This window comes from Streptomyces sp. NPDC050504 (genome assembly GCF_044458065.1).
In the GTDB taxonomy this organism is placed as follows: Bacteria; Actinomycetota; Actinomycetes; order Streptomycetales; family Streptomycetaceae; genus Streptomyces.
Map to the genome: position 1 here is coordinate 114226 of NZ_JBITHO010000004.1, position 12323 is coordinate 126548.

The following is a 12323-nucleotide window of genomic DNA, read 5'->3' on the forward strand; positions in this document are numbered from 1 at the left end:
GGTTTCCGCGCCGCCGCGCCGGGCACCCGCCGTCGGGTGACGACAACCACCGCCCAGGCGGGCAACACCACACTGGAAGCGGGAGCCCGCTGGGGCTTCGCGGCGCGGGGCGTGCTCTACGTGCTCGTCGGCGCGCTGGCCCTGCGCGTCGCGTTCGGCGGCGACGACGGCAAGGAGGCCGACAGGAGCGGCGCGCTGGCCGAGCTCGCGGAGAAGCCGCTGGGCACGGCGATGCTCTGGGTGCTCGGCATCGGGCTGGTCGGCATGGCCCTGTGGCGGCTGTCGGAGGCGGTGTTCGGCTCGGAGACCGGCAAGCGGCTGCTCCAGGCGGGGCGGGCCGTGTTCTACGGCTTCGTCGCGTACTCGGTCCTCGCCTTCGCGGCCGGGGACCGGGGCGGGGGCGGGGGCGGGGGCGGCGCCGCCGGTGGCTCCAGCGACGAGAAGTCGCGGGACGTCACGGCCCGCGCGCTCGAACTCCCCGGCGGGCAGTGGATCGTGGGCGCCGCGGGCGCCGCCCTGATCGGCTTCGGCCTGGTCTCGGCCGGGCGGGCCGCGCTGCGCAAGTACCACAAGCACCTGAAGCTGGGCGAGATGTCGCGGCGCGTGCGGCGGGCGGCCGACGTGACGGGCGTCGGCGGCGGTGTCGCGCGCGGCCTGCTGTTCGCGGCGGCCGGGACCTTCGCCGTGCGGGCCGCGGTGCGCTACGAGCCGGACGAGGCCAAGGGCGTCGACGACACGCTGCGCGCGTTCGCCGACACCCCCGCAGGGCCCTGGCTGCTCGCGCTCATGGCCCTGGGCCTCGTCCTGTTCGGGCTGTTCTCCTTCGTGATGGCGCGCTGGCGCCGGGTGTGAGGGGCCGCCGGCGGGGCTAGTAGACCGTGACCCCGTACGCCGTCAGCGCCTCCTTCACCGGCTGGTGGATCGCCGAGCCGCTGGTGCCCGAGCAGCCGGACGAGCCGGAGTGGATGCCGAGGGCGACGGTGCCGGCGAAGTGCGCGCCGCCGCTGTCGCCGCCGGCCGAACAGGCGGTCGTGCGGACCATGTTGTAGACCGGGCCGTCGGAGTAGTTCACGGTGACGTTGACCGCGGAGACCGTGCCGCTGGTGACCTTGGTGGTCGAACCGCTCTTCTTGATCGCCTGGCCGACGACCGCGTCGGCCGCCGACGCGATGTCCTGGCGGCTGCCGTTGTAGAGGTTGACGTCGCCGGTGGCGCCGGAACCGTCGTTGTACTTCACGATCCCGTAGTCGTTGGTCGGGAAGCTGGTGCCCTCGCGGACCCCGATCACCGGACCGCCGGACGTGGCCGACCAGTTGGCGGCGGCGTTGGTGCAGTGCCCCGCGGTGAGCAGGTAGCGCGCCCCGCCCTTGGTCACGTTGAACGCCGACGAGCAGCGGTAGCCGCCGCCGTAGATCGCGTCGCCGCCCGCCAGTTCGCGGTGGAAGGTGCCCGGGACGCGGGCGATGCGCACCGCGCCGCCCGTCGCGGCGGCCACGGCCCGCAGTCTGGCCATGTCGCGCGCCGACACCGACCGGTCGGCCTCGACGGCCACCTGGTTGGTGCGCGGGTCGATGCCCCAGGAAGTGCCGGTGATCTTCGCGTCGCGCTCCAGCCGGGCGATCGCGCCGTTCAGCTGGGCGGCCGTGCGCGTCACCCGCTTCACGTCGACCCCGGCCGCGCGGGCCGCGGCCGCGGCGCGGTCGGTGGTGACGGTGACGACGAGGCGGCCGGTCGCCGCGTCGACGTAGGTGCCCGCGCTCCCGGCGCCCAGCTCCTGGGCGACGCGGGCGTTCGTCGAGTAGAGCGCCGCGGTGGGGGCGGGCGGCGGGACCGGGGCGGGCGAGGCGCCCGCCGGGGCGGCGGCGCCGTAGCTGACCGCCCCGGCGGCGAGGAGAGCGGAGAGTGCGGTACGCGTGCGTGCCAGACGTCTCATCGCGGGGGATCTCCTTCATCGGTGGACGTTCCCGCGGACGCCCCCGTGGGGGACCGTGCGGGGAACATGGGGGGACCGATGAAGAAACTTGGCATGTTCATTACCAAGACGCAAGAGTGCGACGCCCGCGTGACAACGTTTTCCGGCCAGTGTCCCGCCGCCCGCCCGGGCCGTCCGCTAGTTGACGTGCAGGTGCTTGATGTACGCGTTCGGCCCGTTGCCCGTCTGGCCCGCGCTGAAGTTCACCCGCTGCTCCACGCCGTTGGCGTCGTTGTAGGTGAACCAGCCGGAGTTCTGCCCCGCGCCCCAGGTGCCGGGCTTCCAGGGCAGCCCGATCGGGGAGGCGAGGTCACCACTGCCCTGGAAGCAGGTGGTGCCGGTGAACCAGGTGACGAAGTAGACCTGCGTCCCGTTGCTCAGACACGAGGACCGCTGCAACGTGCCCGTGGCCGCACTGGACGGAGCCGCGTTCATCGCGAACGCGGCGAGCGCGGTGGCCGCGACGACCCCGGCCTTGGCGACGGACGTGGACTTGGACATGCGCATGGAGGACTCCCAACGGTGATCCGGTGCTTACCGGATCACTCTTGCCGCGGAGCCCCGGCCTCCACCGTCCGCCAGCAACAAGCTGCCGACATGGAACCGCCCCCGTCCTGGATTGGGGGGCCAGGACGGGGGCGGTGTCAGGAGGCGGACACTCAGCCCATGTGCGGGTACGTGTAGTCCGTCGGCGGGACCAGCGTCTCCTTGATGGCGCGGGTCAGCGTCCAGCGCATCAGGTTCTGCGGGGCGCCGGCCTTGTCGTTGGTGCCGGACGCGCGACCGCCGCCGAAGGGCTGCTGGCCGACGACGGCGCCGGTCGACTTGTCGTTGATGTAGAAGTTGCCCGCGGCGAAGCGGAGCTTCTCCATCGTGTACGCGGCGGCCGCGCGGTCGTTGGAGATGACGGCGCCGGTGAGCGCGTAGTCCGAGACCGACTCCATCTGGGTCAGCATCTCGTCGTACTTGTCGGCCGAGCTGTCGTCGTATACGTGGATCGCGAGGATCGGGCCGAAGTACTCCGCCTTGAAGACCTCGTTCTCCGGGTCGGTGCACTCGATGACGGTCGGACGGACGAAGTAGCCCACCGAGTCGTCGTACGTGCCGCCTGCGACGATCGTGCACGCCGGGTCGGCCGCGGCGCGGTCGATCGCGGCCTTGTTCTTGGCGAACGAGCGGTCGTCGATGACGGCGCCGATGAAGTTCGACAGGTCGGTGACGTCACCCATGGTGATGCCGTCGACCTCGGCCGCGAACTCCTCCTTGAACCCGTCGTTCCAGATGGACGCCGGGACGTAGGCGCGCGAGGAGGCCGAACACTTCTGGCCCTGGTACTCGAAGGAGCCGCGGGTCAGCGCGGTCTTCAGCACGGCGCGGTCGGCGCTCGGGTGCGCGACGACGAAGTCCTTGCCGCCCGTCTCGCCCACGATGCGCGGGTAGGAACGGTACTTCTCGATGTTGGTGCCGACCGTCTTCCACAGGTGCTGGAAGGTGCGGGTCGAACCGGTGAAGTGGATGCCGGCCAGGTCGCGGTGGTTCAGCGCCACCTCGGAGACGGCGATGCCGTCACCGGTCACCAGGTTGATGACGCCCTTGGGCAGGCCCGCCTCCTCCAGGAGCTGCATCAGCAGCACGGCGGAGTGGGTCTGCGTCGGGGACGGCTTCCACACGACCACGTTGCCCATCAGGGCGGGGGCGGTCGGCAGGTTGCCCGCGATGGCCGTGAAGTTGAACGGCGTGATCGCGTAGACGAAGCCCTCCAGCGGGCGGTGGTCCATGCGGTTCCACACGCCGGGAGCGTTGGCCGGGGGCTGCTCGGCCAGGATCTCGCGGGCGTAGGCGACGTTGAAGCGCCAGAAGTCGACGAGCTCGCACGGGGTGTCGATCTCGGCCTGCTGAGCGGTCTTCGACTGACCCAGCATCGTGGACGCGGCCAGCGTCTCGCGCCACGGACCGGCCAGCAGCTCGGCGGCGCGCAGGATGATCGCGGCGCGGTCGTCGAAGGACATCGCGCGCCAGGCCGGGGCGGCGGCCAGCGCGGCGTCGATGGCGTCCTGCGCGTCCTGCTGGGTGGCGCCGCGGAAGGTGCCGATGACGGACTGGTGGTTGTGCGGCTGGACGACCTTGAACTCGTCGCCGCCGCCCATCCGCTTCTCGCCGTTGATGGTCATCGGGAGGTCGATGGGGTTGTCGGCCAGCTCCTTGAGCTTGGCCTCAAGGCGGGCGCGCTCGGGCGAACCGGGAGCGTAGCCGTGGACCGGCTCGTTGACCGGGGCGGGGACCTGGGTCACAGCGTCCATGAGTTCCGTATCTCCTTCAGAGGGGTCGGGGGAGGCGGGTTGCTCAGCCCTTGGTGAGGATGGAGCGGGCGAAGAACAGCAGGTTCGCGGGCTTCTCCGCGAGACGGCGCATGAAGTATCCGTACCAGTCGGTGCCGTACGCCGTGTAGACGCGCATCCGGTGGCCCTCGGCGGCCAGCCGCAGGTGCTCGTCGCTCCGGATGCCGTACAGCATCTGGAACTCGTACTCGTCCAGCTTGCGCCCCGCACGGCGGGCGAGCTCCTGGCCGATGGCGATCAGGCGCGGGTCGTGGGACCCGATCATCGGGTAGCCCTCGCCCTCCATCAGGATCTTCAGGATGCGGACGTACGCCTTGTCGATCTCCGCCTTGTCCAGGTACGCGACCTCGGCGGGCTCCTTGTAGGCGCCCTTCACGATGCGCACGCGGCTGCCGTTCGCGGCGAGGCGGCGGGCGTCGTCCTCGGTGCGGAAGAGGTACGACTGGATGACGCAGCCGGTCTGCGGGAAGTCCTTCCGCAGCTCCTCGTGGATGGCGAACATCGAGTCGAGGGTCGTGTGGTCCTCGGCGTCCAGGGTGACCGTGGTGCCGATCGCGGCGGCGGCCTCGACGACCGGGCGGACGTTCGCGAGGGCCAGCTCGTGGCCGCCTTCCAGCGCCTGGCCGAACATCGAGAGCTTCACGGACATCTCCGCGCGCTCGCCCAGGCCCAGCTCCGCCAGACGCCCGATCAGCTCCAGGTACGCGTCGCGCGCGGCGAACGACTGCTCGCGGGTGGTGATGTCCTCACCCACGACGTCCAGCGTGACCTCAAGCCCCTTCGCGGCGGCGTCCTCGGTGATGGCGACGACCTGGTCGACGGTCTCACCGGCGATGAAGCGGTCGACGACCTGCTTGGTGCCGGGGGCGGCCGAGACGAAACGGCGCATCTTGTCGCTGCGCGAAGCGGCGAGGATCACAGGACCCAGCACGGGGCACCTCCACGGGGAAAGAAGGGACGGAGCACCGCTGACGGACACGTACGCGACAAGTCCGGAACGGCACGGAGAACCACCGTGAAACTTAAGGATCGCTCCGATCCTCTGCCATCGACAGCTGTCACGCATCCGTGGCCGGGATCTCATACACCTGTCTGAAGGGGTGCGAGAATGGTCCCGTGAAAGGCGACTACCAAGAGCTGGCCGACGAGATCTCCGCCCTGCTGGGCGCCCCCGCGACCATCGAGAACCGGGATTTCGGCCTGATCGCCTTCGGTGCGCACGACTCGGACGACGACCTCGCGATGGACCCGGTCCGCACCCGCTCGATCCTCACCCGCAAGTCCTCCCCCGCCGTCCGCGACTGGTTCGAGGGCTTCGGCATCGCGCGGGCCACGGGCCCCGTGCACATCCCGGCGGCGCCGGAGGCCGGGGTCTTCCGGGGCCGCCTCTGCCTTCCCGTACGCCATCGGGGTGTCGTCCTGGGATACGTCTGGCTGCTGGAGGCCGACCCCGGCGCGGCCCGGCCCACCGCCGCCCGGCTGGCCGAGGCCATGGCGGTGACCACCAGGATCGGCACGCTCCTCGCGGACGAGGAGCAGGCCGGGGCCGACCTCTCCCGGGAACTGGCCGCCGCGCTGACCTCGGAGCGGGGCTGGCAGCGTGACATGGCCCTGGCGGCGCTGCGCACCGCGCTCGGGCCGAGCGCGGAGGGGCTGCACGCGGTGGTGTGCGTCACGCCGTGGCCGTCCGACGACGCGCCCTCGGTCAGGACCGTGCCCGCGACGTCCGCGATCTGCACGCTCCCCGCGGCCTCGGGCGGTCGGCGGCTCGCCGCGCTCGTACGGCTGCGCTCCCTTGAGACCCCCGACCCCGCCCTGTCGGCGGCGGCCCGGCTGCGCGACGCGGCCGGGGAGGCGGCGCGGGCGGGCGTGGCGACGCCCCGGCGCGGACTGCCCGAGCTGGCGGACGCGTGGCGCGAGGCGGAGTCGGCGGCGCGGGCCGCGGCGGCGGAGTCCGTGCTGGGGGCGGTCGCACAGTGGTCGGACATCGGTCCGTACCGCCTGCTGACGGCCCTGCCGGAGCCCGCGGCCCCGGACCCCGCGGTCGCCTCGCTGCTGGGCACCGCCCACCGCGAGCTGGCCCGCACGGCGGAGACGTTCCTCGACTGCGCGGGCCAGGCCGGCCGTACGGCAGCGGAACTGGGGATCCACCGCCAGACCCTGTACTACCGGCTGTCGCGGGTGGAACAGCTCACCGGCCTGGACCTGGCCGAGGGCGAGGACCGCCTGCTGCTGCACATGGCACTGAAGCGGGCGCGGTTGTAGCGGTTGCAGGGGTTGTAGGGGTTGTAGGGGACCGCTCTTGGCCCGGACCTTGGCGTGTACGTTCACCCGCCCCGGCCGCCCGTCCCTGTCACCCCCTCCAGCCACTGCCTCGGCCACTGCCTCGGCCACTGCCTCGGCCACTGCCTCGGCCACTGCTTCGGCTGCGGAGCAGAACCGTGCGGGCCGCCGTGAGGCGTTCCGCTTCGGCCTCATCCGGAGTGCTCCCCGCTATCTCGTCGGCCCAGTCGAGCAGCCGGTGCAGCCTCGGGTCGGTCGCGGCGGTGACGATGCGCGGGGTGCCCGCGACGACCTCCCCGCCCGTCCCGTCGATCGCGACGAGCGTGCCTTCGGGCAGGCTGCGGCCGCCCGTCAGGACCCGGCCCGCCGACTCCTCGACCGTGAGGTCCGCCGCGCCCACGACGGCGGGCTTGCCCATCGACCTGGCGACGACCGCCGCGTGGCTGGCCGGACCGCCGCGCGCGGTGACGACTCCCGCCGCGGCGGCCAGGCCGTGCAGATCGAGCGGTGAGGTCTCGGGGCGCAGCAGTACGACCGGGCCCCGCGCGGCCATCCTGACCGCGCTGTCGGCGGAGGTCGCCACCCTGCCGACCGCGACGCCCGGCGACGCCCCGGTCCCCCGGACCAGCACGTCCTCCGCTTCGGACACCGCGATCCGAGGCGTCCGCACCTGCTTCAGATCGTGCGGGCGGACGCGCAGGAGCGCCTCGTCGCGCCCGATCGCGCCCGCGTCGGCGAGGTCGACCGCGACCCGGACGGCGGCGCGCCCGACGAACCGGCCGGGCCGCACCTGGAGGATCCACAGCTCTCCCGCCTCGAAGGTGAACTCCAAGTAGCACGCGTCGCGGTAGTGCTCCTCGACGCGCTCCAGGGCGTCCCGCAGCCCGGCCCACACCGCGGGCTCCCGGTCGGCCAGCTCCCGCAGGGGCCGGGTCAGCGCCCTGCCGGAGACGACGTCGTCGCCCTGGCGGCCGAAGAGGACCTCGCCGAACGGCACGTGCTCACCGGTGCCGGGGTCGCGGCTGAACGCGACGCCCGTCCCGCTGCGCCGGTCGCGGTTGCCGAACACCATCGCCTGGACGGTCACGGCCGTGCCGAGGTCGCCCGGGATGTCGTGCAGCGCGCGGTAGGTCTTCGCGCGCGGGGTGTCCCACGACGCGAACACCGCGGCGACGGTCCGCGCCAACTGCCGTGCCGCGTCCTCGGTTTCGGGCTCCGCTTCCCGCTCCCCGATGAGCCGTTCGAGACCTCGGACCGCCGCCGCGATGCGCCCCGGCACGGCGCCCCGCTCCACCGCCCCCCGCTCCACGACGTCCCGGCTCACGCCGACGACTTCGGTGGCGAAGCCGCACAGGAACCGCAACCGCGCGTCGTACGCGAACCGAGGGTCGCCCGTCTCCTCGGCGAGCGCGGCGGCGGCCGGGGCGGTGAGGCCCAGGTTGAGGACCGTGCTCATCATCCCGGGCATCGACACGCTGCCGCCGGAGCGCACGGAGACCGCCAACGGCCGCTCCGGCCCGCCGAACCTGCGGTGCGTGACGACCTCCAACGAGGCGACGGCGTCCGCCAGTTCGGCGTCGAGGCCGGCGGGGAACCGCCCCGTGCGCAGGAACGCGCGGCACGCCTCCGCGCTGATGACGAACCCCGGGGGCACCGGCAGCCCGAGTCGGCGCAGTGCGATCAGCCCGTGTGCCTTGCCGCCGATGACCTCGGCCGTTTCCCCGGTCTCCGCCGAAAGCGGGTGGATCCAGGTCATCGGCGCGGGATCCCGAGCGTGGCCAACAGGTCCTCGTGGAGCTGGAACCAGACGGTGTGGTACGAGGAGGTGCTGTCCGTCAACCGCTCCAGCTCACCGCCCCGGGCACCGGCGAGGGCGTCGGCGAGCCTGGTCCGGTAGCGCCCGAACCGGGGCAGCGCGGCGGCCAGCTCCGCGCAGACGGGCCCGGCCCGCCGGTCGAACTCCACGAACCGTTCGATGACCCGGGCGTCGTACGCGGAGTCGGTGTGGTCGTTCATCGTCACGGCACCGTCGAAGGTGCGGGTCTGCCACGCCGTGCAGAGGTCGAGCAGCTCGGGGTTGAGCACGAGGAACCGCTCGAAGGCCGCGGTCAGCGCGGGCCGCGCACCGGCCGCCGTCAGTTCGTCGGCGATCCGCTCGGCGTCCGCGGCCCGCCCCGCATCGGTGAGGCCCCATCCGGCGAAGGGCCCCGGGGAGCGCGTGACGAACCCGGCCACGGCGAGGTCGATCAGCTCCGACTCGGCGTCGGACACGTCGAGCCCGGTCGCCGCCGCGACCGAGGCCGGTTCCGAGAAGCCGATGCAGCGCAGCGTGTGCAGGACCAGCAGATCGGTGCTCGTGCCAGGTCCCGGCGTGACGGAGTGGGTCATGGCGTGGCTCCGTGCTGTGTGGTGCGGGGATGTGCTGCGCGGGGGCGTGCCGTGCGGGAAGGGTCGGCATCGGCCCGGGTGGCGTCGGCCCGGGTGACGTCGGCTCCGGTCCCGGGGGCATCGGCCCGGGTGGCGTGGGCTCCGGTCCCGGGGGCATCGGCCCGGGTGACGTCGGCTCCGGTCCTGGAGGCGTCCCCGCCGGTACGGCCGAAGGTCGCCGCCGCGTGCGCGGCTCCCCTCCCCCGCGCCCGCGCGACGAGTTCGCCGCGTTCGATCCGCACCGCGCACTCGGTGGCGTCGTCGGCGTCCGGCACCCCGAGGGCCGACGCCAGCAGACCGCGGTCGTCCATGACGAGGCGCAGGCGCGGCCGGTCCTCCCGGGCGAACACGCGCCGCAGGCTGTGCGCGAATTCGCCGATCCTCACGTGGACGAGGCGCCCGCTCTCGGCCGGGTCGGCCGTCGCGACGGCCACGGTGACCGTGTCGCCGGGGCGTGCGGCGCGGACGGCCTCCTCTGCCGCTTCGAGCCGCCGGGTGCCGAGGACCGCGATCACCCCGTCGTCGGCGAACCCGACGGGGTGGCCCGTGAGCAGGTCAGGCAGCGGGGCCGGTGGGCTCCACACGTCCCGGCAGGGGCGCGCGGCGGAGACGTAGGGCAGGTACGGCGGGTCCCAGGTGTCGTCGAGGGCGAGCCCTGCCAGGTGCGCACAGGCCAGGGCGATGTCGAAGGGGTCGCCGCAGCCGAGCCCGGGATCGGCCGGTGCGCCGGGCCCGTCCAACAGGCGCAGCACGAGCTCGGCCCGCCGCACCTGCCGCGCGCCCGCGGGTTCGTACGTCTCCAGTGCGAGCGCGAGGAGCAGCGCCTCCAGCCGGGTCGTCTGCCGGAACGCCTCGCGGATCGTCTCGTCGTCGAGCACCCCGGCCAGCGCGTGCGGCTGCGGCCTCCCCGCCTCGGACGCGCCGTCGGCCAGGGGCAGCCGGTCGAGCCGGGCGCGGGCGAACGCGCCCAGCGCTTCGGAGGGGGACAGCGCCGGAGGGGGCGGCGCCGGTTCGTCGGCGGCGCCGTGCTCGAACGTGTCGACCAGTACCGCGAGATAGAGGGCGCGCTTGCCGGGGAAGTTCGAGTACACCGCGCCACGGGTCAGTTCGGCCCGCTCCGCGATGTCGTCGACCTTCACCGCCGCGTATCCGCGCTCGGTGAACTCCGCCCTCGCCGCGGCGAGTACGGCCGCGCGCGTGCGCTCCTGCTGCTGAGCCCGAGTCAGCCGGACCATCCGATGCTCCCTCCCGACGCCACCTCATTCAAGATACCCACAGCATCCAGATGATGGGAACATCCGAGTCGAAGACCCACACTTTCGAGTGACTCCCCCGGCCCCCGGCCCACCGCCCCCGCCCCTCCCCCTCCCCCTCCCCCGACAGCAACGCACCCGGCGCCGGGCACTCGTGTCGTACGAGTGCCCGGACGCCGGGTGCGTCGTGAGGTACCGCGAGGTCGGCCCGGGACAGCCCGAGCCCGCCCGACTCAGCGAGCCCGCCCGACTCAGCCCGCCAGGTTCACCGACCGGGCCGAAGCCGCGCCGATCTCCTCGGAGATCTCCGCGAGCACCGCCGGCGGAACGTCGTCGTCGACGGTGAGCACGACCAGCGCCTCGCCGCCCTCCTCGGCCCGGGAGACCTGCATGCCCGCGATGTTCAGACCGGCCTCGCCGAGGATCCGGCCGACCGTGCCGACGACGCCGGGCCGGTCCTCGTACCGCAGCACGAGCATGTGGTCGGCGAGCGCCAGGTCGATGTCGTGGTCGCCGACCGCGACGATCTTCTGGAGGTGCTTGGGGCCCGCCAGCGTGCCGGAGATCGAGACCTCCTCGCCGCCCGCGAGCGTGCCGCGCACGGTGACGACGTTGCGGTGCTCGGCCGACTCGGAGCTGGTGGTGAGCCGCACCTCGACGCCGCGCTCCTGCGCGAACAGCGGGGCGTTCACGTACGACACGGTCTCGTCGACGACGTCCTCGAACACGCCCTTCAGCGCGGAGAGTTCGAGCACCTTCACGTCGTGCTGGGTGATCTCGCCGTACACCTCGACGTCGAGGCGGACCGCGACCTCGCCCGCCAGCGCGGTGAAGATCCGACCGAGCTTCTCGGCGAGCGGCAGGCCGGGCTTGACGTCCTCGGCGATGACCCCGCCCTGGACGTTGACCGCGTCGGGCACCAGCTCGCCGGCGAGCGCGAGGCGCACCGACTTGGCGACGGCGATGCCCGCCTTCTCCTGGGCCTCGTCGGTGGAGGCGCCGAGGTGCGGCGTGCAGACGACCTGGTCCAGCTCGAAGAGCGGGGAGTCGGTGCAGGGCTCCTTGGCGTACACGTCGAGGCCGGCGCCCGCGACGCGGCCCTCCTTGAGCGCCGTGTACAGCGCCGCCTCGTCGACGATCCCGCCGCGCGCGGCGTTGACGATGCGCACGGACGGCTTGACCTTGTGCAGCGCCTCGTCGCCGATGAGGCCGAGCGTCTCGGGGGTCTTGGGGAGGTGCACGGTGATGAAGTCGGCGACTTCGAGCAGCTCGTCGAGCGAGAGCAGCTTGACGCCCATCTGCGCGGCGCGCGCGGGCTGTACGTAGGGGTCGTACGCGACGATCTTCATGCCGAAGGCGGACATCCGCTGGGCGACCAGCACGCCGATGCGGCCGAGACCGACGACGCCGAGCGTCTTCTCGCTCAGCTCGACGCCCGTGTACTTGCTCCGCTTCCACTCGCCGTTCTTCAGCGCGGTGTTGGCCTGCGGGATGTTGCGCGCGGTGGCGACGAGCAGGCCGCAGGCGAGCTCGGCGGCGGTGACGATGTTGGAGGTCGGGGCGTTCACGACCATCACGCCCGCCTTGGTGGCGGAGGAGACGTCCACGTTGTCGAGGCCGACTCCGGCGCGGGCGACGACCTTGAGCTTCTTGGCCGCGGCGATGGCCTCGGCGTCGACCTTGGTGGCGGAGCGGACCAGGATCGCGTCGACGTCCGCGACGGCGGGGAGCAGCTCCGCACGGTCCGCGCCGTTGCAGTGCCGGATCTCGAAGTCCGGTCCGAGCGCGTCCACGGTGGCGGGCGACAGCTCTTCAGCGATGAGTACGACGGGTTTACGAGACGCAGTGCTCACGTGAGTCCTCACAAGTCCAGTGCGGACGGCCGTCCCGACGGCCGCAGGCGGTGGAGGGGGCTAGCCGCGAAGACGCACGACACTGTGGGCCTGACGCGTATGTGTTGGGCAGTCTAGTGGTGCACGGTGGTTCCGGATGCGCCGCGTTGGCAGGATCACCCGCACGAGTGTGACGGCGCGGACAAGCAGGTGGCGG

At 72.9% G+C, this 12323-nt stretch carries 10 protein-coding genes; 2 read left to right on the forward strand and 8 right to left on the reverse strand.

Annotated features, from left to right (window positions below; translation table 11 throughout):
* The first annotated feature begins 36 nt into the window (after positions 1 to 36).
* Positions 37 to 852 (forward strand): DUF1206 domain-containing protein, encoded by an 816-nt coding sequence (locus ACIBNE_RS15860; RefSeq protein ID WP_399271774.1) that lies wholly within the window; start codon positions 37 to 39, stop codon positions 850 to 852.
* A gap of 16 nt (positions 853 to 868) precedes the next feature.
* Here ACIBNE_RS15860 and ACIBNE_RS15865 read toward each other — a convergent pair whose 3' ends face one another.
* From ACIBNE_RS15865 to ACIBNE_RS15880, 4 genes are all read right to left on the reverse strand, one after another.
* A complete protein-coding gene (locus tag ACIBNE_RS15865; protein ID WP_399271776.1) occupies positions 869 to 1933 on the reverse strand; it encodes a S1 family peptidase in 1065 nt (354 codons plus the stop codon).
* Between the two features lie 177 nt (positions 1934 to 2110).
* A complete protein-coding gene (locus tag ACIBNE_RS15870) occupies positions 2111 to 2479 on the reverse strand; it encodes a hypothetical protein (protein ID WP_399271778.1) in 369 nt (122 codons plus the stop codon).
* A 152-nt stretch (positions 2480 to 2631) separates the two neighbouring features.
* Positions 2632 to 4272, reverse strand: coding sequence for an L-glutamate gamma-semialdehyde dehydrogenase (gene pruA / locus ACIBNE_RS15875; protein WP_399271779.1), 1641 nt, complete (start codon positions 4270 to 4272; stop codon positions 2632 to 2634).
* 43 nt (positions 4273 to 4315) lie between these two features.
* Positions 4316 to 5242 carry a proline dehydrogenase family protein gene (locus ACIBNE_RS15880; RefSeq protein ID WP_399271780.1) on the reverse strand — a complete coding sequence of 309 codons (927 nt, stop codon included), beginning with the start codon at positions 5240 to 5242 and terminating at the stop codon, positions 4316 to 4318.
* Positions 5243 to 5427: 185 nt separating this feature from the next.
* On the opposite strand from ACIBNE_RS15880, the gene ACIBNE_RS15885 reads away from it, so the two are divergent.
* On the forward strand, positions 5428 to 6576 hold the full coding sequence (locus tag ACIBNE_RS15885; protein ID WP_399271783.1) for a PucR family transcriptional regulator: 1149 nt from the start codon (positions 5428 to 5430) through the stop codon (positions 6574 to 6576).
* An 88-nt stretch (positions 6577 to 6664) separates the two neighbouring features.
* On the opposite strand, the gene ACIBNE_RS15890 is transcribed toward ACIBNE_RS15885, so the two are convergent.
* The 4 genes from ACIBNE_RS15890 to serA all read right to left on the reverse strand — a co-directional run bounded on the left by ACIBNE_RS15890 (position 6665) and on the right by serA (position 12127).
* Positions 6665 to 8350: a pyruvate, phosphate dikinase gene (locus ACIBNE_RS15890; protein ID WP_399271785.1), complete on the reverse strand. Its 1686-nt coding sequence runs from the start codon at positions 8348 to 8350 to the stop codon at positions 6665 to 6667.
* Positions 8347 to 8982, reverse strand: coding sequence for a transcriptional regulator (locus ACIBNE_RS15895; protein ID WP_399271787.1), 636 nt, complete (start codon positions 8980 to 8982; stop codon positions 8347 to 8349). The genes ACIBNE_RS15890 and ACIBNE_RS15895 overlap by 4 nt, the downstream gene beginning before the upstream one ends.
* Positions 8979 to 10256: a helix-turn-helix domain-containing protein gene (locus ACIBNE_RS15900; protein WP_399271789.1), complete on the reverse strand. Its 1278-nt coding sequence runs from the start codon at positions 10254 to 10256 to the stop codon at positions 8979 to 8981. The genes ACIBNE_RS15895 and ACIBNE_RS15900 overlap by 4 nt, the downstream gene beginning before the upstream one ends.
* 269 nt (positions 10257 to 10525) lie before the next feature.
* Positions 10526 to 12127, reverse strand: coding sequence for a phosphoglycerate dehydrogenase (gene serA / locus ACIBNE_RS15905; RefSeq protein ID WP_399271791.1), 1602 nt, complete (start codon positions 12125 to 12127; stop codon positions 10526 to 10528).
* Between the last annotated feature and the right edge of the window lie 196 nt (positions 12128 to 12323).

Coding starts and splice junctions, on each gene's coding strand:
- ACIBNE_RS15890 (WP_399271785.1), bottom strand. CDS start 8,350: ATGACCTGGATCCACCCGCTTTCGGCGGAGACCGGGGAAACGGCCGAG.
- ACIBNE_RS15865 (WP_399271776.1), bottom strand. CDS start 1,933: ATGAGACGTCTGGCACGCACGCGTACCGCACTCTCCGCTCTCCTCGCC.
- ACIBNE_RS15900 (WP_399271789.1), bottom strand. CDS start 10,256: ATGGTCCGGCTGACTCGGGCTCAGCAGCAGGAGCGCACGCGCGCGGCC.
- pruA (WP_399271779.1), bottom strand. CDS start 4,272: ATGGACGCTGTGACCCAGGTCCCCGCCCCGGTCAACGAGCCGGTCCAC.
- ACIBNE_RS15870 (WP_399271778.1), bottom strand. CDS start 2,479: ATGCGCATGTCCAAGTCCACGTCCGTCGCCAAGGCCGGGGTCGTCGCG.
- ACIBNE_RS15895 (WP_399271787.1), bottom strand. CDS start 8,982: ATGACCCACTCCGTCACGCCGGGACCTGGCACGAGCACCGATCTGCTG.